Below are 20,152 nucleotides of genomic sequence, written 5' to 3'. Positions count from 1 at the left end.
TGCATGAGTGATAGACTGTCGCAGGCTTACGATTTCAGTCTGATGCTCAGGTGTTGAAATTCGAAACTTTCGGCCTTAAATTCCGTTCGGATGACCAGCGTACTGGTTCGACCGCAGTATTCGAAAAGCGTTCGAAGCCTCTGCCTCTTGTGAAAAATTGGATTGACATTCGGCATTAAATGGAATGTATTTACTACAGGTTGGTTTGAATCACGACCCCGACCGCTTGCGACATAGGTGAGATTTGGACGCTACGAAGCTGACCCACTCCGAGCATCTTGCGCAGGCAGTAGATAAGTCTGCCTGTGACGGTTCAGAAGATTTTGCCACGGAATCTCAAGCTAAGGTGGTTTATTCGGCTGAGCTGACTGGATTTTTGAAGCGAGCCAAGGCGAAGAACTTTCGTGCTGTTCTGGACATCACCTTGTGGGGCTGGGGACGGATCGCGCTTGCAGTCGCTTTGTTCGCCCTCTATCCGAATGTCTTGACCTACGTGGTTGCCATTCTGTTCATCTCTTCAGGCATGGGAATTCTGGTTGCTTTATCGCATGAATCCCAGCATTCAGCGCTCTTACGAAGCAAAAAGTGGAACGACCTTGTTGGCGCCTGGCTTTGCGCCTATCCCGTTGGTTCGGTCTATGGTGCTTCTCGTGCGGTGCATCTTGCTCATCACAAATATTTGAATACAGCTCAAGATCCTGACCGGCACTTTCATCTTGAAGAGGATAAGTCAACTCCCGGGCAGTTTGCCAGATATTTTTTGAAGTTGCTGTGCGGCGGTCAACTGTGGACGAGCATCATCGTTAACGGATTTCTTCGGCGTTCCGATGGCGAGGCGCCACCAGATCAACCCACGCTGCACGTTGGTTCAGACTCTCGGCGAAAGTACCCGGAGATTGTCAATCTCGTTCCTGTGCAGGCAGCCGTTTTCAGCCTTCTGTGGCTCGCAACGGGCTTCTGGTGGGCATACTTTGCACTCTGGCTCGTGCCGATTTTTACTCTAGGAACTTTCTTTGGATATTTGAGGGGATTCATCGACCACGCTCGCCTTGAGAATGACGATGCGGGGCTGGCTGCGGGGCGTTTGATTTCCGTGCCTTATCCTTCGCTCTTCGATCGCGCTCTGTTGACCGGTTTGGATTTCCACTTCCATGCTGAGCATCATTTCTTTCCGTCTGTGCCGCACTACTATTTGCCCGAATTGCATAAGGTTTTGCAGAATGATCCCGCTTTCCGCGAGCGATACTTGATTCGTCCCACTTACTTCAGCTTTTTACGTGACTATTGGAAACAAATCAGCTCGAACGCACGCAACCAAATGCGGTGACTTATGACTGATAGTAAAAAACCGAAAGTCCTGTTTGTGCAACCAAAGTTGCCGCCTTCATTCTGGGGCATGGAATTTGCGATGCCTTTTGCCGGATATAAATATCCCAATCCTCCCCTGGGTCTTTTGACTCTGGCTGGGGCGATCTCTCCTGATTATGAAGTGGAGATTCGCGACGAGAATGTCGGTGACGTCTTACACGATACAGACGCTGATATAGTCGGCATCAGCGGTACGCTGTTACATGAGTTCCACATCTCGCGCGTTAGAGAAATTGCTAACTACTTTCGCAAAGCCGGCAAGTTGATCTGCATCGGTGGACCGGTTGCTACGCTTACACCACATTCAGTGCGTGATTATTGCGATGTAATTTTCGAGGGCGAGGGGGAATACACCTGGCCACAATTCCTCGCCGACTATTTGCGGCGCGAACACAAGGACATTTATGTACAGACAGACAAGGTTGATATGGCGCACGCCCCCTTGCCTCGAGTTGATCTGGTCAATGCCATGGATTACAGCTCTGCCCAGATTCAAACGACCCGAGGCTGCCCGTTCACATGCGAGTTCTGCGACATAATCGTGATGTACGGAAGAAAGGTGCGCGCGAAGCCGGTTGAACGCGTACTGGAAGAAGTTAGATTGTGGGCTGATGCAGGACAGCTCTTTGTCTTCTTCTCCGATGACAATTTCGTTGGCAACAGGGTTTATGCAAAAGCTCTCCTCAAGGCGCTTACTGAGTTCAACGCTGGTAGGAAGCATCCGGTTCAGTTCTTTACGCAGGCAAGCATCGACACAGCCAAAGATCCGGCACTGATGGAATTGATGAGTGAAGCCAATTTCGTCGGTGTTTTTATCGGCATTGAGAGCCCGCGCAAGTCTTCGCTGACCGAGACGCTCAAAGTTCAGAATGTGCACACCTCAGATCTTATTGAGGCGATTCACACTATTCAATCTTATGGATTGTTCGTCTCAGGCGGCATGATCATTGGCTTTGACAATGACGACAAGGATATTTTCGAGGAGCAGTTCAGATTCCTGCAGCAAGCAGGAATTCCGTTTGCTCAACTCAGCCTGCTCGAGGCGATGCCGAAAACTCCTCTGTGGACTCGGATGAAGGAATCAGGTCGATTGCTGGAATATCGTGAAGGGCTTTGCACGAATATCAAGCCCATAGCTATGACCTATGAGGAGTTGATTGCGGGGTACAATCGGCTGATCAAAAGGGTCTACGATTATGACAACTACGTTGAACGCTACCTGACCAGTTTGAAACGTATGAATGGTTATCAGTTTGCGCAGGATAGACCCAGAATCAGTTTGCATGGTTTTGTAGCTTTCTGCAAAATCCTCTTTTACTTCTTGTTTTCGTCGCGCCCTGAGCGGCGTAAATTTTTCATAGACATGATGAGCGGAACCTGGCGAATAAACGCTAGAGCCTGGCGCTGGACGTTCCGTTATACGTGCAATTTCATTCATTTCCATCGCTTCGCCAATGAGAATTTGATGGTTGTTATGGCTCCGGCTGTAGAAAGTGAATCTGCTGAGTATCGAACTGCGGCGTTGTCGGTTGAAGACTATCCTTCGCAAGCAGAAGCGTCGGACGCCTCATTGAAGCCGAAAGCTGCGTTTGGTTGATTGAGTATTGTCGATGCGATTTGTCTGTAAGAAGCGTGCGTCTGGTGCAGTTGCTCTGTTCGTGCTTATTCTTGTCGTTGTTGCTGTGCTTCTTCGTGCTGCCATACTGAAATATCAGTACTACTTTGGTATGTATCACGATGATGGTGTCTATCTGGTATCAGCTCAATCACTTGCTCAGGGGCTTGGATACCGCATCTTGTCTCTTCCGGGTGAACCGTTTCAAACCAAATATCCGATTGGCTATCCGTTCCTTTTGTCGCTTGCTTTGCGATTGTGTCCTGCGTTTCCTGCGAATTTGGTTACATTGGAGACATTGCAGGTGATTATTTCAGCGCTTGCCGTTCTGATTTCCGTTGCATATTTGATCTCCACCAGAAAGGTGACTCTGCGACTCGGCTTCGTGATTGCAGCAGCCACACTGCTAAATATGCGATTCATCGACTTTGCGCCGATGCTTATGAGCGACCTGCCTTCTGCGTTGCTTGCTGCGGTGTGTATGTGGTGTGCAGAGTCTCATGGTCGACGGCGAGGAAGTTATGCCCCCTGGACTGCGCTCTGGCTTGTTGCTGCAGTATCCATGCGAACTCAGGCAATCATATTGATTCCAAGCTTGATTATCTATTACGCTGCCAGGAAGCAACTCAAGTCTATTGTTCCGATCCTGTTAGCAGCTGTCGCTTTTATTGCCCCGCAACTGTGGTGGCAATCACAATTCAGCAACGGTACGCCTGAGATCCTGACTTTCTACACTAACTATTTGAAACATGCTTACGGAACTTTGCCTCCTGCTGCGGCTGGCTTTGCGGCGGGTTCAGGCAACTTTCACTGGTCGATGATTCTTCAAATAAACACTTACTTTCCCGGGCTCGAGCAAATCCCCTATGAAAAGCTGCCGCCGTTAGCATTCTTTCTGCTCTATAGCGTTTTCTATTATCTGCTGGCTGTTCCGTCATTGACTGGTCTGTTTATTCTCTTAAGACGCGCCAGTTTACCCGCTCTCTATTGTTTCTTTTATGGACTGTCATTCAGCGTCTGGCCGATTAAACTGGAGTGGCGACACATCCTTCCTGTTATTGTGTTCGGCTACTATTTCTACTTTGTTGGTTTTCGGTTCTGGTTCTTCAAGCTGAAGGTCTTTACCAAATTAAGTGCTCCGAAGCTGCACAAAATTGGCGTCTGTGCTTCCCTTCTCTTCGCCTGTTATCTGGTTATCGGAGCAGGTTTGCTCTCCTGTGCGAAGGCCGGATGGAGCAAGGTGCTGGCCTATCCTGCAGAGCCGGAAACCTTTTCCGACTTTCGCGATACAGTTGCCTGGGTGAAAGAGAACACACCGCCAGACTCAGTGTTTGTGTGCAACAACGACCCGGTTTTTTATCTCTATACCGGGCGACACGCGATAATGCCGTCACGAATGGAACTCTGGCGATTTGTTGAAGACAGATATGTTGACACTGATTCGTTGCGAAAAGCAATTGACTTCAGTCATGCAGATTATGTTGTCAATGAACCGGCCTATCGGTCGTCCGGATTCTCGTACATACAATTAGGTCGTGTTATCACCGATTTACAGAGGCTGCGTTCGGGATCATTCCCCTGCGTTTTTGAAAGCAAAGAGAAATTAGTAAGAGTTTTTAAGGTCGAATAGCCGAGCGTTCGGACGTGTATATACTTTGGCGAACAGAAGAATGCTTTGTTTAGTTTTCGGAGGCGTGTATGTCTGAGTTCATAAAGAAGGGTCTTACAGAAGACGAGATGAATGAGTACAGTGCGAAATATAGATATTGGCAGGGCATACCGACGTTCCTTCGAGCTCCGTACAAACCTGATATGGAAGACACCGACATTGGCTTGATTGGTTTTGCCTATAGTGGTGGCAACCCCATTGAGCGCATGCAGCACCATGGACCTCGAGCAGTTCGAAATCGGTCTTGCGCATACCAACGCGCTCATCGATTTTTCCAAATTCATCCTTTCGAGCACTTGAGGATAAGCGATTTGGGCGATGTTCCACTGCCGAACATTTTGAATCCTGATACTTCAGCTTTCGACGCCGAGAAGTTTTTCAAGAAGGTGCACGATAAAGATATTATTCCAGTCACAGTCGGTGGCGATCACAGCATCACGATTCCAATTCTTCGAGCCATTGCCGGTAAGAACTCGAAGCAAAAAGGACCAATTGGAATGATCCATTTCGATGCACATGCCGATAGCTGGGGACCGGCTGGCGGTACAGTTCATCATGCTGGTGCTGCCTTCTTCATTGGTGCAGAGGAAGGACTTATCGATCCAAAAAGAACAATTCAAATTGGATTCCATGGCTCGGTGGCATCGCTGGAGCAAGAGGAGTACTCCAGACAGATGTACACTGTCACCACTATGGCTGATATCGAAGAGAAGGGAATTGATTGGCTCGCCAGGGAAGTGCATCGCGTGATCGGCGACGGACCGACATATCTCAGCTTTGACCTTGATGTTCTGGATCTCGCTTATGCGCCGGGCGTAGCTGACCCGGAAGTGAACGGGATGACAACTCGAGAAGTGTTCTCGTTGCTCAACAAATTGCGAGGCTTGGACATAGTCGGTGCAGACATCGCCTGCTTCTGTCCACCTCTCGATAATGAAGCACAGATTACCGCACTGCTCTGCAGTGAATTAATGCTGCAATTCGTTTCACATATTGCCGATTATCGAATAACAAAAAAGCCTACGGCAGCAGTGAGCACTAGATAAAGCCATATCAACTAAGCATCGTCCGATTCGCCCCACAGGCTGTTCAGTGGTCCCCATGCTTCGGCACATTTGTATTGCACTGGCAGAAGTTCGTGTTGAATTAAGTTGAGGTTTTCCCCATCAAAGTTTTGCAATTTAGCCATGTAGTCTTCAAGTAAGATCTTTTCCATGGCGTCGACGTCATCAATAACAACTTTTGCGCCCAGAGAAGTTGCGAGCAAATCCGGAATGTCAGCAAGATCGCGCCAGTGATCAGCAAGGTGTATGTCGTCGCCAAGTCTCAACATTTGAGTGTGCAGCTTTTCTGCAGCTAAATTATGCGCTGCTGTGCACCAGTTAGCCAATTCGATGAATGCGCTGTCTTCGAGTTCTTGCAGCCAGTGCGAATAAACTTTTGAGCATGCGTGCTCTCTAAACCAGAGGTCTTTCAGATTGCTCGCAGGGTCCTTGCGAATTTCTGTCAAGTCGAAAACGAACCTTCCGTTCTTTATGCGCATCATTGTACGACTTGATTTCCCTAATAGTGCCATCTTTCAGCTGCTCCGGTGTATTCTATCAAATACGCCTGAGTTCGATCCGGCACGTTTTTTCTTTCTCTAAGGAGTATTTTGGGCGATGACTTCGATGAAACACTTTTTTCAATCTGTCACGAGTTCTGTGAAAGAATTCCCTGCTTGTTTCATCGGTTTAAACTTAGCGCCTGGCGTAACCAGGGCGTTGAGTGTAAGCGCATTGTTCTGCATAAGCACTTTGTTCGGAGCAAGTAGTGCTTTTGCAGCAAATGTTCAGTCGCTCGATTTATCTACACCTGCGGGTCCGTTTCACGTTGAGATTAGAGAGAGAACAGAGGGCGACGAGCGAATTCTTGTTCAGAAAAATAAGAAGAATTTGCTGGATCAAACCGCTCATAAATTTGCGTTGATTGATGTAACCAGTAAAGAACCTAACCTGGGCTACACTGGGTCAAACTTGCCGCTATTCGACTTCGACGGAAATGGCACTAAAGATTTGATTGTTCGCACCTGGAGCGGCGGCGCGCACTGTTGCTACACCTACGATGTTTATTCTCTCGCAAATAAGGTTAGTCGTATCTGGCACTACAATGCATCTGATGGTCACATGTTGACGATGCCGTCTGATGTGGCTGGACTTCCAATTATCCTGGTTGAAGATGCGACTTTCCGTTACTGGGGGCAGGGCGTAGATGTGATGCCTGTCGTGGCAGTTCGCTGGCAGAAAGACAAATTCAGAGTTGATTTGGAGCGTATGCGCAGCGGCAAGGACAAGCATCCATTGCCCACTGTAGAGACTGTGAAGAGGTCGTTGAAAAATGGCAACACAGGCGACCTTTGTGACTACATGCTTAACCTTTATTACACTGGACACGGCAAAGATGCCAACAATTTTCTGGATAGCGTATGGAATGCCAATGCCGATATCAAGAAAATGGGCTCAGCTACTGCATTCAGGCGCGACTTTATGAAGCAGATGGTGTCAAGTCCATTCTTCGAGGACCTGGAAAACTTGAATCATGGTCAGGTCGACTTTCAGGAAGTGAAGTAGGTCAGGTCTTATTTAAAGTTTTCAGGTTTTGTTTGAAGTTTGCAAGGTGGACTGTGTAGTCGTCTGGTTCTGCGCATTCTTGCTGATCTGCGCCCAATACTCTTTGATGAATGCAGTGTATGACGGACGTGTCAAATAGCGGCTGCGATAAGTTTCGTCTGCTTGCAATATTGTGTGCAACTCGTGCAGATAATAGTGTGGAACGCTGGGAAACATGTGGTGCTCAGCGTGATATTTGAAGTCATATGGAGCAAGGAACGCACGTTCAAGAAAATTGGCGTTCAGCACCGTGACGAGCCGTTCTGCAGAATTAGCTGCTGAATCGTCGGGTAGCCGCGCATGATCGACAAAGCCCCGCAAAAATCCGAGAAACGTTCCAAGCGTAAATATCGGTCCAAGCCAGACTGCTAAGTACAGCCACCATTGCCCTGATACCGCCCATAGTGTGCCCCAGATCACCAGCTGCACGGGAACCAGATTCAAGATTTCAGGGTGTCCCTTTCTCGTCAGCACCACGACCGGTGCGGGCTTATCTTGCGGCTGAACCGAGTCCTTTTGAATTGGGCGCAAGATACCGTTAACTACAATGCTTGTCCATAACTGACCGCCGAAAACCAGCCGCAGGAAGTGCCAGGCAAATTGTTGGGGCGTGCTTTTGTTATCTTCAAAGTGAAAATTGCGGTCTGGATCTTCAGGCGTGTTCAAATATTTGTGATGCGCCATGTGCACAGCTTTGGAAGAATTATAGATGGACCCAACCGGATAGGCGCACAACCAGGCGGCGATCAGGTCGTTCCATTTGCGATCCGGCAGGAAGGTTCCGTGATGAGCATCATGGGCTATAGCCAGCAGTGCTCCCATACGTGAGGTGACCACAAGGAAGGCAAATATGAAGGTTAAAGGGTTTGGATACAGCACGTAGACGGCGACGCCGAGAATTAACATTCCCCACGACCAGACCAGCAGATCGACCAAACCCCTTGCAAGGATTGGCTTTGCTGACTTTACAAACCGATTCACGGTTTCGGAGCTGGCTTTCTTAACGTCAGCGCTCATGGAGAATCTCTGGTTCACCCTGGTAAGTTCTACCTATAGTAGTTTCGTACCCATAAATGTCAATGACCAAATCAAGCTGTTACGCCGCTTAAAAGCTGTGCTCCGGCGGTTGAGGCGCAGACATAGATTTCTGCCCTCTTTCCCGTTCGCTTTTCATATTGCGGAATTACAGTCTTTTGAAAGCTTTCGACTGCCTCGTTCGACATAATCGCTACGCTGCAACCGCCAAAACCGGCTCCGGTCATACGAGCGCCCAGTACTCCAGGGTGTTTCTGTGAAAGCGAAACCAGTTCATCCAACTCCCCGCAGCTGACCTGAAAATCGTCTCGCAGTGAAGCATGTGATTCATTCATCAGTTTGCCGAAGATTTCCAGATCTGACATTTCTAGTGAAGCGACGGCGTCGAGAACTCTTTTGTTTTCCGAGATTACATGCCGGCAACGCTGCGCCACTTTGCCCGGCAGTTTGCTCGCGTGTCTCTCGAATTCGTCAAGTTCGATATCCCGCAGGCTGTTTAGCTTTCTTCCTGTCAGCCTGGAGAGTAAATCGACTCCCTCTGAACACTCGGCTCGTCTGGCATTGTACTCACTGTCCACAAGCCCCCGGCGCACACCGGAATTCGTGATTACAATCGAGCAGCCTTGTTCTGCCAGGTTCAATGGGATGGCTCGGTAGTCCAGACTACGGCAGTCGATCATCAGTGCCGTCTCCTCTTGTCCGAGTGCTGAAATGAATTGGTCCATGATTCCGCACTGCATACCAACAAATTCATTTTCGGCTTGTTGGGCAATTAGAGCCGTATCCTTGCCGCTGATAGCCAACTTATCCATGTGATTGCAGAGGGTAACGATGGCCACCTCATAAGCCGCCGACGAGCTGAGACCGGCTCCCTGCGGCACGTTGCCTGCGAGCACGGCATTGAATCCGCGGAGAATGTAATTGCGTTTTTGCAGAATACTCAGCACTCCACGCAGATAATCCGACCAGGAATACTTGTCACTCTTCTGAATATCACCCAGACGAAATCTGTCAGTCTGATCGTAATCCACTGAATAAGCCACGATCTCGTCTGTGCCGTTTGGCGTTGCTGCAACGATCATTTCACGGTCGATTGCTGTCGGGAAAACAAATCCTTCGTTGTAGTCGGTGTGTTCGCCGATCAAGTTGACCCGACCCGGCGCCCGCACCACGAACTCCGGTCTGGCTTGAAACTGCTGCAAAAAAGCATCTTCAACAGCTGCTACTCGAGCGTGGTGTCGATGCTCGCGCGAAGAGGGAGTTCCATCTTGTTTCATCTTCCCTCCTGGCTGGATTGGCTGACAGGGATTTTTACAGCGCGTAACTCTTCCGCCTTCACCTCGGGCAATGTATCGTTAACAAAAGTACCTGCTCCCGATTCGCATCCCGCCAGGTACTTCAACTTCTCAGGCGTTCTCAGCGGCGGATAGAATTCAATGTGGAAGTGGCAGCCGGGGTAAGACTTTCCATCAGTCGGTTTTTGATGCATAACCATCATGTAGGGCATGGAAAAGCCCCACAATCCGTCGTATTTATGCAATAGTTCTTTTAAAATGTAAGCCAGGTCACGTTCTTCAGCCGCGCTGAAATCTGACATGCAACCGCGATGCTCTTTCGTGTACAGGTGTACTTCATAAGGGTACCGTGCGTAAAATGGAATGAACGCTACAAAATGCTTTGACTCCGCCACTATGCGTTTGCGCTCGTCGATCTCGCCCTGCACAATGTCGCAGTGAAGGCAGCGACCAGTTTTCGCATGATGTGCTGCTTCATTTTTCAATTCGCGTTCTATGCGTGGTGGCAGGTACGAAAATGCATAAATCTGACCGTGCGGGTGGTGTATTGTCACACCAATCGCCTCACCTTTGTTCTCGAAGATGAAGACATATTCGATCTCCTCGCGTGCTCCGAGTTCTTCATAGCGATCGCGCCAGACGCGCACCAGTTCTTCCATTTTTTTGATGGAAAGATCGGCGAGGGTGCCTGTGTGATCCGATGAATAAAGGACTACTTCACAGATGCCGAGAGACGGTTTGACCGGATACAGTTCGCTGCCCTCAATCTCAGGTGCTGCAGGTTCTCTTTTCAGACTGGGAAATTTATTTTCGAAAACGACGAATTCATAGCTCGGCTCGGGCACTTCAGTTGGGAAGCCGCCCTCAGCTGTAGGGCACAAAGGGCAATAGCCGGCTGGTGGCAGAAATGTTCTGTCTTGTCTGTGAGTGGCTGTCACTACCCACTCGCCCATGACAGGGTTCCATCGCATTTCAGACATGTGCTTGCTCTCTTTGATAGCCTTTCGGGTTGTTCCGGTGCCAGTTCCAGGCATCGCCTATGATTGTTTCCAGTGCACCATATTTGGGGCTCCAGCCCAATTCTTCCTGAATCTTTTTGCTTGAGGCGACCAGTATGGATGGGTCGCCGGCTCTGCGCGGTCCAATCTTTGTGGCAATTTGCTTGCCGGTCACTTTCGACGCTACTTCAATGATCTCTTTGACGGAGAATCCAGACCCGCTGCCGAGATTGTAAATGCTGCTCTGACCTGGAGTTTTTAGCGCTTCCACTGCCAGCAGGTGCGCGTTGGCAAGGTCTTTGACGTGAATATAGTCTCTGATGCCTGTACCATCAGGTGTCTGGTAGTCATCACCAAATATGGTGATATAGGGTCGGTCGCCTCTTGCTACCTGAAGCACGAGCGGAATCAAGTGTGTTTCAGGATCATGCTCCTCGCCGGCAGTCTCAGTGGCGCCTGCAACGTTGAAGTATCGGAGCGCTGCATACATCAATCCGTATGCATTTGCGTACCACTTCAGAACTTTTTCGTATGCAAGTTTACTGTCACCATAAGGACTGGTCGGGTTCAGGGGAAAGTCTTCGGTGATTGGCGAAGTATGAGGTTCACCGTAAACTGCTGCCGTTGATGAGAAGACAAATTTTTTCACACCATGGCTGAGCATAACGTCGAGAAGTACCAATCCTCTGGTGACGTTGTTGCGAAAGTAATCGGCCGGCTGTTCGACGGATTGACCAACCAGGCTGAGCGCGCCGAAGTGCATGACAGCGTCGATGCTTTCTGTATGAAAAATTGCATGCAGCGCATCGGCATCGCCCATGTCGCCCTCGATAAATTTTGCTTTGTCTCGAACCGATTCGACATGCCCGCAGCGGAGATTGTCAAGCACGACTGCTTGATGGCCGTTTTCTACCAACTGCTCAACGGTTACTGAGCCGATGTAGCCGGCCCCGCCAACTACCAGCACTTTCATTTCGCACCTTCCTGGTTGTCAGCCTTGCCCGACAGAGAAGACACATCTTTCTGTGTGCTTTCTTCGAAAGTGTAGTAAATCAAAATTCTTCCATCCTCCATTTGCTCAACGCGCTTATGCATGACCGGTCTCTGGTCGCATTTTTCGGTCAAGACTGACTTCGATTCAGACATAAATACTCCAACTCAACAGTCGATGCGGGAAGATTATGCATATTGTAAGCCAATCAAAGAAATAGCCTTCGCTCTTGCACACTCAGAAAACACATTTCCTGAGATACCATAGATATTTGCAACCCCTTAGCTGGGTTGCATTGGGCGTAACCATGCAGGGAATCAGGAATGTTTAGCGGCGGTCCACCAGTCCACTTGATGTGGTCCAACATGTTCAACCCCGAGAAACCGCGGGTTAAGAAGCCAGTTGAGTGGAAACGAATCGCTAAGCTGTTTCAGGCATATTGGAAACAGGAAGTTCAGGTCATTGTGGCGATTCTGGTGGGCGCGCTGCTGGGGTTGATTCCACCTCTTTGTACACTTCGGTTGATTGATACTGCCATTCCACGAGGTGATTTTGGAGCCGTTTGTTTTTACGTAGGTGGAATGATCGCTTCTGCGCTTCTGGCAGGACTGGTCGGTGTTTACCAGGGCTATTTGAATTCTCTTGTCGGTGAGGGCATAGTACGAGACATTCGCTCGTCGCTTGTTTCACATCTGCATCGAATGCCGCTTGAATTTTTCACCAGCACTAAAACTGGTGAAATTATGAATCGCGTTTCCAGCGATGTGGACAGCATTGACAATGTTGTTACCGGCACGATGGTTACTGTAGTCACTAATGTATTCATTTTTACGACTACGCTGGTTACTGTTTTTCTGTTGAATTGGCGTCTGGCGCTTCTTTCAGTGGGAATTATTCCATTTATGATTTTTCCTATCTGGCCGGTCGGGCGGCGCATGTACGACGTGAGGAAGAAGACACGACAGAAGCGTGATGAGATCGAAGCTCTCACACAGGAAACTCTCTCCATATCTGGTATCACTTTGATCAAGTCATTTGTTCGTGAGCCATATGAGCACGAACGATTCTTCAATGTCGGCACTGATTTGATGAAGCTGGAAATCAATCTAGCTATGGTGGGGCGCTGGTTCCTGATGCTGATCACCGCTATGGTCGTTATTGGACCTGCTGCAGTGTGGCTCCTGGGCGGTTGGCTTGCTATCCAGAAATCGGTGACGATTGGCGTGGTTGTGACTTTCACTACTTTGCTGAACAGGTTGTATGGACCTGCTTCTGCACTTGCTGGCGTGCAGGTGCAGATAGTCGGTGCCCTGGCGGTCTTTGAGCGCATTTTCGAATATCTGGACATGCCGGAAGAAAAGTCTGACGTTGAAGGCGCTCTGTTGTTGGAGCACGTGGAAGGAAAAGTCGAGTTCAACCATGTGCACTTTTCTTATTCGGAAAATCGAAAAGCCTTGAACGATATTTCCTTTACTATAGAGCCTGGACAGATGGTTGCATTCGTCGGTCCTTCAGGTGCTGGCAAGACGACAATCACTCAGTTGGTGCTTCGCTTTTATGATACGGAGGAAGGCTCGGTTCTCGTCGATGGTCACAACGTCAAGGATGTAAATCTTCAGTCGCTGCGCTCACACATCGGCATCGTCACACAGGAAACCTACCTTTTCCACGACACCATCGAAAATAATCTCAAGTATGCACGAGCTGGTGCCACTGAGTCAGAATTGATCAGTGCCGCTCAAGCAGCCAACATCCACGATTTTATTATGGGACTGCCGGAGGGCTATAAAACTGTAGTGGGCGAGCGCGGGCATAAGTTGAGTGGTGGTGAACGGCAACGTCTGGCAATCGCTCGGGTGCTCTTGAAAAATCCGAAAATCTTGATTTTGGACGAGGCTACCAGCGCTCTCGATTCGGTGAACGAAGCCCTGATTCAGCAAGCGTTCGTGCCTCTTATGCAGGGACGTACTAGTCTCGTTATCGCTCACCGACTGTCAACGATCCTCGCTGCCGACAAGATTTGTGTGGTTGAGCAAGGGCGGTTGGTTGAATTCGGCACTCATTCGGATTTAATCGCGCTTGACGGCGTCTACGCAAGCCTGTATCGGCAGCAGTTCCGTGAGCGTGATGCCGAAAAAGGAATTGAACTAAAGCAAGCGTGAGGTACTTTCAATCCCTCTGTGGAATTGTTGTATCTGCTGTAAGCCGTTCACCCTTCACCAGGCATGAATGCGTGACCATCTTCGGGTCGTAATATACGGTGACCTTACTGAGTTTTTTAAATTTGGTTAGATACTCTTCGGCACCACTTTTGGTACTAAAAGTGAGCACCGGTCTTCCGATGGTGTCTCCGTTGACCCTGGCGCCGTTTACTAAGTACACGTATTTCACCTTAGGGATCCAGGATGAATCGGATTTGGTCAGGTATCTACCCGAAATTTCAAATGGATATAGTCGAACCAAAGCTAGCATCTTCCAAAAACGCTATTTGATAGTCGAACCAAAGCATACTATGCCTTAAGAAGTCTGAATTAAGGCTGTTTAAACCTGGAAAGTTGGACTGAGAAGACGTCAGGCGATTTCTTCCACTATCACTCGCTTCTGTTTGATGGGAGGCGTAGCTGGTTGGAGCGGTTCAGCTGCCTCTGATTTCTTTGTGGTCGCATCGTTTTTCGCTGCAGTATCGTCTTTTGGTGCAGCTTTTATGAAATCGCTTCTGCGCAAGACTGTGCCCCTGAATTGACGAACAATATAGACTGGCGTATTTGGTTTGATCATTCCGAAGATCCGCGAAATGTCTGCATTTGAATGGCGGATACATCCATGGCTGACACTTTTTCGGATCGCTTTCGGGTCGTTTGTGCCGTGTAAAGCCAGCTCGTATTTGTTCAGGTAGATAGCTGCTACTCCCAGCGGATTCTTGTGGGTTTGATTGTATGGAGGCACTGGTTTTTGTTTGGGATCTATTTCTTTTGTTGGAATCCACACCGGGTATTTTTTCTTCATTGCTACGAGGTACCGACCGGGTGGAGTTGGTTTGTCTTCGTTACCTACGGCGTTTGATACTGTCATCACACGCACAATCTCGTCTTTACGTCCCAGATGTTGCAATTGAAGAATGTGGGTGAAGTGACTGCCTTTGTCGACGACGACTACTGTTGGCGCGTTTGAACGATATCCGTTGGTTTTCATCACACCAGTCAGCACGTAGTGACCATTGATGAATGGATATTGCATATTGGTTTTTGCCGGAGTGTGGGCTTCAGGCGACTTCTTTGCCGCAGGTGGGGTGGCCGCGCTGGCTGGAATAGCTCCCAACTGCAGACTGGAGCCAATTGTGCAGCTAAGAATCGCTGCCACCAGAGAAGTGTATTTCATGCGCCTGCCCCCGGAATCTGACAAGTCATAGGCGGAACAGGCGTCGCTTTGGTTCCTGCCATGTCGACTATTTAAATATCTCGTACGGGTCCACCGAGGAGCTTACCCACCATTTTTTCAAGGCGTCTCCGAGCCCAACGGAGAAGTGAAGATGAGGCGTGTTTGGAGGAGCGTTGCCGGACGTACCGACGTACCCAATCACCTGACCTTGTTTGACCTGGTCTCCATCGTGGAGACTGTCGGCATATCTCTCCAGGTGTGCATAATAGTAGATGTATTTGCCGCTCGGGTCAGCCTGATAGATTGTCAGTCCACCTCGCTTGCTATTGAAGAGTTTCGCTATCGTGCCGTTTTCTACCGCATGCACAGGGGTGTTGCGAGGAGCTAACATGTCTGCCGCACCATGCATGACGCCTCCGTGAGTCTCATAGAAAGATCCCTTGACCCTGGATATGTCGAAATTTTTGATGGGCAGCGCGAGTTTTTTCTGACGCAACTCCACGATTGCTTTAGCTGCTTGCGACGCCGTTAGCGGTGGTTCGCCGTCGGGATTGACTGCTTTCATTTCAGTGGCTGCTTGCGCACCGCATATGGTGAGCACTAGAAACAATGCACTTGCCGAAAAGATCCGCTTGAAAATCATAGCTCCTCCGGCAGTTCGGACGAGTTTGATTAAACGGTTGTTCCGGTTCAGCTAATCTGCCAAAGTAACAAATTTATGGTTTATAGTTTTGCTGCTGTGTCTGGGTGGAACTGATCAAGTATTGACAGTCCATCAACGTATTGATCGACATAGTAGTTCCTGCTATTGGAGAGTGAAAAATGCCACGAGATCTTCCAGTTGGTAACGGCAAGGTTCTTATCAACTTTGACAAAGACTATAGAATCCGCGACATCTACTATCCACACGTGGGACAAGAGAATCAAACGATCGGGCACGTCTCGCAGTTTGGTGTCTGGGCCGATGGCAAATTCGCCTGGATCGGTCAAGGGTGGGACATCAAGCGTTTCTATGTAAAGGAAAGCCTGGTCACTGATGTGATGCTGCATCATGCAGACCTGCAGCTTGACATACGCATGCACGACACTGTCGATTACCTGTACGACGTCTTTATGCGCGAGATTCACGTCACAGATACGAGTGGAAAGGACCGGGAAGTGCGGTTCTTCTTCCATCATGACTTCCATATTTCTGAAAATGAAGTTGGCGACACTGCCTTTTTTGACCCGAAGACCGAGTCAGTGATTCAGTACAAGAAGAATCGATGGTTCTTGATTAACGTTTCCAATTCCCATTTGGTGGGTGTTTCGCAGTGGTCTATTGGCAACAAAGAGGTCAATGGTTGTGAGGGCACCTACAAAGATGCCGAAGATGGTGTGCTCGCGGGCAATCCCATCGCGCAGGGCTCTGTCGACTCTACTGTTGGAGTGACTGTGCATGTTCCTGCAAAGGGCAAAGAAGTTGCTCACATGTGGATGTGCTTCGGTAAGACTTACGAAGAAGTTGAGGCACTCGATGCGAAAGTGCGTCGCAAAGGTCCAGACTATTTTGTGCCGCGGAACCAGAACTACTGGCGTCTCTGGGTCAACCCTGAACACATTGACTTCATGAACCTGTCGCCGAAAGTCGTTGATTTGTTCAAGCGCAGTTTGTTGACGATTCGTACACAGATCGATGAAGGTGGTGCCATCATCGCCGCTAACGATCATGACATTGCTCAGTTCGCCCGTGATACGTATTCATACATGTGGCCACGCGACGGCGCGCTTGTCGCGCACGCTATGTCGAAGGCCGGTTATCGAGATGTTGCGCATAACTTCTTCCAGTTCTGTGCTGATGTAATCAAGGAAGACGGCTACTTGATGCACAAATATAATCCCGATAAATCACTGGCATCGAGCTGGCACCCGTGGATTCGTGATGGCAAGCCCGAGTTGCCGATTCAAGAAGATGAAACTGCGCTGGTCATATGGTCGCTCTGGTCTCACTTCAGGAGGTTCCGTCACGTTGAGATCATGAAGCCATTTTATGACAAGCTGGTTGTACATGGCGCAGAGTTTCTAGTTAAGTACAGAGACGAAGTGACAAAATTGCCGCAGCCTTCCTACGATCTCTGGGAAGAGCGTTACGGTGTTCACCTCTTCACTGTCGCCAGCGTGATTGGTGGCTTGAACGCCGCTGCGCACTTTGCTCAGGCTCTGGGTGAACTGGAACAGCACAGACGTTGGACCGAGGCTGCTGAAGAAGTTCAGGCAGCTATGGTGCAGCATATGTGGAGTGAAGAGGACAAACGGTTCTGTCGCATGGCCACGCGCACCGCAGATGGTTACAAGTTAGACATGACGATTGACGCAGCTATGTATGGTATTTTCGCCTTCGGCGCACTGCCACCACATGACCCTAAAGTGAAAGCAACTATGGATGCCATTCGCGACCGCTTGTGGATCAAGTCTGATGTCGGTGGTTGTGCTCGCTATGAGAACGACTACTACCATCAAGTTTCGCAAGACGTCGCCAACGTGCCTGGAAACCCATGGTTCATTTGCACCATGTGGCTGGCTCAATACGACATTGCCGCAGCTAAGTCGCAAGAAGGTTTGCGAGAAGCTGTGAAAATGCTGGAGTGGGTTGCCGATCATGCTTTGCCGTCAGGAGTGCTGGCAGAGCAGGTTCATCCATACACCAACGATCCGCTTTCGGTCTCACCTCTGACCTGGAGCCACGCGACTTTCGTCATGTGTGTGCTTGAATACATTGAGAAACGGCGAGTGCTGATGCAGGAAAACATCTTCGCGCATACCATTGCACCGATGTAGTTTACTGCGGATAAGGGCTAACCGATTTGTAGCAAGTTGTGAGCGCACGAAACTGCCAGTGAGCCGTCACCAACTGCGAAGCCTACACGCTTTGTAGTTCCGGAACGTATATCGCCTGCAGCTAGTACGCGTGGCATGCTAGTCTCAAGAACGCAGGGCGTTCGGTCTTTCAGAGGCCAGAGTCCTGAATTGAGTGCATCGACTCCGGTTAGCACGAATCCTTTATCGTCTCGCGCGATGCTGTCTGGAATCCAGCTGTGATCGGCTTCGGCGCCAATAAATACAAAAACGGCCGCAGCTGGTAAATCGAAGGTGCCTTGAGTTTTCGACACGATTTTAATCGATTTGATCTGCATATCGCCGTGCACTTCACTGATCTCGGCGCCTTCGTGCACAACAATATTCTTGTCTTGCAGGATACGTTGGTGCAAATACTCAGACATGCTTGGTCCCAGCACACCGCGGACAACCAGATGTACTTTCCTTCCCGGACAGCAATTAGCCAGGAACATGGCCGCTTGTCCGGCAGAGTTTCCTGCTCCTACAACGGCGACGTCTTCATGATCGTGAAGTGTTGCTTCGATACTCGTACAGGCATAGTAGACTCCAGATCTTTCGTATCTATGTGCATTGAGCGCTTCCAGTTTTTTCCACCGTACTCCAGCTGCTATCAGAGCCACTTTGGCGGTTACGACTGCACCACAATCCATGGTTACATCGACACCGTTGTAGCCCTCTTTGATGGCCAATTTAGAAACTTTTACCGGGGCGACAAGATGTGCGCCAAATTTCAGCATCTGCAAAACGCCGCGAGTGGCTAATTCCGTACCTGAGAGCCCAGATGGAAAGCCGATGAAATTTTCAATCTTAGAAGAGCCACCAGCCTGTCCGCCCGGTCCAAGTTTGTCGATTACAAAAGTCTCCAGACCTTCGGATGCGGCATAAACTGCCGCTGTTATGCCGGCAGGACCTGCGCCGATGACAATCAAGTCGGTTGTTGCGCTCGGGCAATGCTGCCATATTCCGGCACCGCGGGCGATGTCTTGCAAAGTCGGTTTGATTAGCAAGGTTCCATCACGACATTCAACTGCCGGGAATGTATCTGGCAATCCCAGCTCAGTATGAACTCGTTTCCCGTCCTCTGTCATCACGTCATAAAACCTGAACGGCACAAAGTTCTTATGAAGAAATTCGCGCACTTCGGTGGTGTCTCTGCACTGCGCGTAACCGAGGACCTTCAGTCCGATTTTGCTGCTCTTTTCCAGAAGCATTCTGCGCAGTTGGAAAGCACTGAGCAATGTTTCAGACAATCTAGGCATGCGATTGAGGATTTCCCTCAGTCTTTCGTTGCTGACGCGCATTACGTGTGTCGCGCCTTTCGCTCTGCCGCTCACATTTACGGGGCGGCGTGTCAGTAAGTCGATATCGCCGGAAAATTGCCCTGACTCATGCGTGACGAGCACACTATCTGCTTCGTGTGGATTGAGGATTTCCAGTTCGCCTGACCGAACTACGAACATGTCCATATCGGCTTTGCCTGCGGTAAAAACCACCTCGCCATCCTGGAAGTGCTCGCAGCTGGCATAAGGCACGAGCAAATCCATTTCGTCCTCGCTTAACCGGGGAAAAGCATTTTGAATCAGCTCAACTGACATTGACATATGTAGTCTCCAATCGACACCGTATTTACGGTGACAGTCAAGGCAAAGGTCGTCCAGGCGACATCGTTGAGTATATCTCTAAACAAGTGGAAGTGGTTATTATCCACTTACTGTTCAGTAGCTCCACGGTCCTTCGGTATACATTTGCAGTTCGGTATCCGATGGGATATCAGGTTGTCTGCTCTTCCTTTGCGATTGCAGCTACCTTTGCTTTGACGGCATCGATATAATCCTGGGGCTTTATTATTATCTGGATGCCGCGCTGCCCAGCTGAAATCGAGATGCGATCGAATTCTGTGATACTTTCATGAACGTAAACCGGGTATGGTTTTTTGCAGGCTAAAGCGGTCACGCCGCCGCGAATATAACCAGTCAGATTCTCTACGTCTTTCAGTGGTGCCAGCTTCACGTCTGAATTTCCACTGATCTTTGCTACGGACTTCAGATCTAGTTGAGTGTCGCCCGGTACCACAGCCAGCAATACGCCATTTTTGTTGCCGATGGCCGCGAGAGTTTTAAACACCTGATTGCAAGGAAATCCAATTTTGTTTGCAACGGTCTGCGCAGTCAGATCTTCTGGATCTACTTCATATTCTTTCAGTTCGTAACTGATTTTAAGTTTGTCTAGCAACCGTGCTGCGTTTGTTTTCATCGCTCTATTTCCCGCTACTGTTTGC

Annotated in this window: 17 protein-coding genes; 7 read left to right on the top strand and 10 right to left on the bottom strand. The window is 49.3% G+C overall.

Annotated features, from left to right (window positions below; translation table 11 throughout):
• Window positions 1-244 precede the first annotated feature (244 nt).
• From EKK48_05195 to EKK48_05180, 4 genes are all read left to right on the top strand, one after another.
• Window positions 245-1,327 carry a hypothetical protein gene (locus EKK48_05195; protein RTL44647.1) on the top strand — a complete coding sequence of 361 codons (1,083 nt, stop codon included), beginning with the start codon at window positions 245-247 and terminating at the stop codon, window positions 1,325-1,327.
• Window positions 1,328-1,330: 3 nt separating this feature from the next.
• Complete coding sequence (locus EKK48_05190; GenBank protein RTL44646.1) at window positions 1,331-2,965, top strand: radical SAM proteinB12-binding domain-containing radical SAM protein; 1,635 nt, start codon at window positions 1,331-1,333, stop codon at window positions 2,963-2,965.
• A 13-nt stretch (window positions 2,966-2,978) separates the two neighbouring features.
• Entirely contained in the window at window positions 2,979-4,613 is a 1,635-nt protein-coding gene (locus EKK48_05185; GenBank protein RTL44645.1) for a hypothetical protein, read from the top strand.
• Between the two features lie 68 nt (window positions 4,614-4,681).
• Window positions 4,682-5,698, top strand: a complete 1,017-nt coding sequence (locus EKK48_05180) for an arginase (protein ID RTL44644.1) — start codon at window positions 4,682-4,684, stop codon at window positions 5,696-5,698.
• A gap of 11 nt (window positions 5,699-5,709) precedes the next feature.
• On the opposite strand, the gene EKK48_05175 is transcribed toward EKK48_05180, so the two are convergent.
• Window positions 5,710-6,228 (bottom strand): hypothetical protein, encoded by a 519-nt coding sequence (locus tag EKK48_05175; protein RTL44643.1) that lies wholly within the window; start codon window positions 6,226-6,228, stop codon window positions 5,710-5,712.
• 85 nt (window positions 6,229-6,313) lie between these two features.
• On the opposite strand from EKK48_05175, the gene EKK48_05170 reads away from it, so the two are divergent.
• Window positions 6,314-7,261 (top strand): hypothetical protein, encoded by a 948-nt coding sequence (locus EKK48_05170; protein RTL44642.1) that lies wholly within the window; start codon window positions 6,314-6,316, stop codon window positions 7,259-7,261.
• 21 nt (window positions 7,262-7,282) lie between these two features.
• Here the strand turns inward: EKK48_05170 and EKK48_05165 are convergent, their stop codons facing one another.
• From EKK48_05165 to galE, 4 genes are all read right to left on the bottom strand, one after another.
• On the bottom strand, window positions 7,283-8,317 hold the full coding sequence (locus tag EKK48_05165) for a hypothetical protein (GenBank protein RTL44641.1): 1,035 nt from the start codon (window positions 8,315-8,317) through the stop codon (window positions 7,283-7,285).
• A gap of 71 nt (window positions 8,318-8,388) precedes the next feature.
• On the bottom strand, window positions 8,389-9,612 hold the full coding sequence (galK, locus tag EKK48_05160; GenBank protein ID RTL44640.1) for a galactokinase: 1,224 nt from the start codon (window positions 9,610-9,612) through the stop codon (window positions 8,389-8,391).
• Window positions 9,609-10,610, bottom strand: coding sequence for a galactose-1-phosphate uridylyltransferase (galT, locus tag EKK48_05155; GenBank protein ID RTL44639.1), 1,002 nt, complete (start codon window positions 10,608-10,610; stop codon window positions 9,609-9,611). The genes galK and galT overlap by 4 nt, the downstream gene beginning before the upstream one ends.
• Window positions 10,603-11,601, bottom strand: coding sequence for a UDP-glucose 4-epimerase GalE (gene galE, locus EKK48_05150; protein RTL44638.1), 999 nt, complete (start codon window positions 11,599-11,601; stop codon window positions 10,603-10,605). Before galE ends, galT begins: the two co-directional genes overlap by 8 nt.
• Window positions 11,602-11,942: 341 nt before the next feature.
• Here galE and EKK48_05145 point away from each other — a divergent pair, with 341 nt between their 5' ends.
• A complete protein-coding gene (locus EKK48_05145) occupies window positions 11,943-13,781 on the top strand; it encodes an ABC transporter ATP-binding protein (GenBank protein ID RTL44637.1) in 1,839 nt (612 codons plus the stop codon).
• Between the two features lie 7 nt (window positions 13,782-13,788).
• Here the strand turns inward: EKK48_05145 and EKK48_05140 are convergent, their stop codons facing one another.
• The 3 genes from EKK48_05140 to EKK48_05130 all read right to left on the bottom strand — a co-directional run bounded on the left by EKK48_05140 (window position 13,789) and on the right by EKK48_05130 (window position 15,562).
• Window positions 13,789-14,001 (bottom strand): hypothetical protein, encoded by a 213-nt coding sequence (locus EKK48_05140; protein RTL44636.1) that lies wholly within the window; start codon window positions 13,999-14,001, stop codon window positions 13,789-13,791.
• Window positions 14,002-14,190: 189 nt separating this feature from the next.
• Window positions 14,191-14,997 (bottom strand): L,D-transpeptidase, encoded by an 807-nt coding sequence (locus tag EKK48_05135; protein RTL44635.1) that lies wholly within the window; start codon window positions 14,995-14,997, stop codon window positions 14,191-14,193.
• A gap of 67 nt (window positions 14,998-15,064) precedes the next feature.
• On the bottom strand, window positions 15,065-15,562 hold the full coding sequence (locus tag EKK48_05130) for a M23 family metallopeptidase (GenBank protein RTL44996.1): 498 nt from the start codon (window positions 15,560-15,562) through the stop codon (window positions 15,065-15,067).
• 257 nt (window positions 15,563-15,819) lie between these two features.
• Here EKK48_05130 and EKK48_05125 point away from each other — a divergent pair, with 257 nt between their 5' ends.
• Window positions 15,820-17,814 (top strand): glycoside hydrolase family 15 protein, encoded by a 1,995-nt coding sequence (locus EKK48_05125; GenBank protein ID RTL44634.1) that lies wholly within the window; start codon window positions 15,820-15,822, stop codon window positions 17,812-17,814.
• 17 nt (window positions 17,815-17,831) lie between these two features.
• Here the strand turns inward: EKK48_05125 and EKK48_05120 are convergent, their stop codons facing one another.
• Both EKK48_05120 and ybaK read right to left on the bottom strand, forming a co-directional pair.
• Window positions 17,832-19,475, bottom strand: coding sequence for a cyclic nucleotide-binding domain-containing protein (locus tag EKK48_05120; GenBank protein ID RTL44633.1), 1,644 nt, complete (start codon window positions 19,473-19,475; stop codon window positions 17,832-17,834).
• Window positions 19,476-19,644: 169 nt separating this feature from the next.
• The gene (gene ybaK, locus EKK48_05115; protein ID RTL44632.1) at window positions 19,645-20,127 is read right to left on the bottom strand and encodes a Cys-tRNA(Pro) deacylase; all 483 of its coding nucleotides are present in this window, start codon (window positions 20,125-20,127) and stop codon (window positions 19,645-19,647) included.
• Window positions 20,128-20,152: the final 25 nt, after the last annotated feature.

The sequence above is a fragment of the Candidatus Melainabacteria bacterium genome (assembly GCA_003963305.1).
Lineage (GTDB): Bacteria > Cyanobacteriota > Vampirovibrionia > Obscuribacterales > Obscuribacteraceae > PALSA-1081.
This window is presented reverse-complemented; position numbering and strand designations above follow the sequence as displayed.

What these genes read in the sequence shown, in the direction of transcription:
- EKK48_05120 (RTL44633.1), bottom strand. Translation starts at nt 19,475, where the DNA reads ATGTCAATGTCAGTTGAGCTGATTCAAAATGCTTTTCCCCGGTTAAGC.
- EKK48_05170 (RTL44642.1), top strand. Translation starts at nt 6,314, where the DNA reads ATGACTTCGATGAAACACTTTTTTCAATCTGTCACGAGTTCTGTGAAA.
- galE (RTL44638.1), bottom strand. Translation starts at nt 11,601, where the DNA reads ATGAAAGTGCTGGTAGTTGGCGGGGCCGGCTACATCGGCTCAGTAACC.
- EKK48_05135 (RTL44635.1), bottom strand. Translation starts at nt 14,997, where the DNA reads ATGAAATACACTTCTCTGGTGGCAGCGATTCTTAGCTGCACAATTGGC.
- EKK48_05175 (RTL44643.1), bottom strand. Translation starts at nt 6,228, where the DNA reads ATGGCACTATTAGGGAAATCAAGTCGTACAATGATGCGCATAAAGAAC.
- EKK48_05145 (RTL44637.1), top strand. Translation starts at nt 11,943, where the DNA reads ATGTTTAGCGGCGGTCCACCAGTCCACTTGATGTGGTCCAACATGTTC.
- galT (RTL44639.1), bottom strand. Translation starts at nt 10,610, where the DNA reads ATGTCTGAAATGCGATGGAACCCTGTCATGGGCGAGTGGGTAGTGACA.
- EKK48_05185 (RTL44645.1), top strand. Translation starts at nt 2,979, where the DNA reads ATGCGATTTGTCTGTAAGAAGCGTGCGTCTGGTGCAGTTGCTCTGTTC.
- EKK48_05180 (RTL44644.1), top strand. Translation starts at nt 4,682, where the DNA reads ATGTCTGAGTTCATAAAGAAGGGTCTTACAGAAGACGAGATGAATGAG.
- ybaK (RTL44632.1), bottom strand. Translation starts at nt 20,127, where the DNA reads ATGAAAACAAACGCAGCACGGTTGCTAGACAAACTTAAAATCAGTTAC.
- EKK48_05125 (RTL44634.1), top strand. Translation starts at nt 15,820, where the DNA reads ATGCCACGAGATCTTCCAGTTGGTAACGGCAAGGTTCTTATCAACTTT.
- EKK48_05190 (RTL44646.1), top strand. Translation starts at nt 1,331, where the DNA reads ATGACTGATAGTAAAAAACCGAAAGTCCTGTTTGTGCAACCAAAGTTG.
- EKK48_05130 (RTL44996.1), bottom strand. Translation starts at nt 15,562, where the DNA reads ATGAAAGCAGTCAATCCCGACGGCGAACCACCGCTAACGGCGTCGCAA.
- galK (RTL44640.1), bottom strand. Translation starts at nt 9,612, where the DNA reads ATGAAACAAGATGGAACTCCCTCTTCGCGCGAGCATCGACACCACGCT.
- EKK48_05165 (RTL44641.1), bottom strand. Translation starts at nt 8,317, where the DNA reads ATGAGCGCTGACGTTAAGAAAGCCAGCTCCGAAACCGTGAATCGGTTT.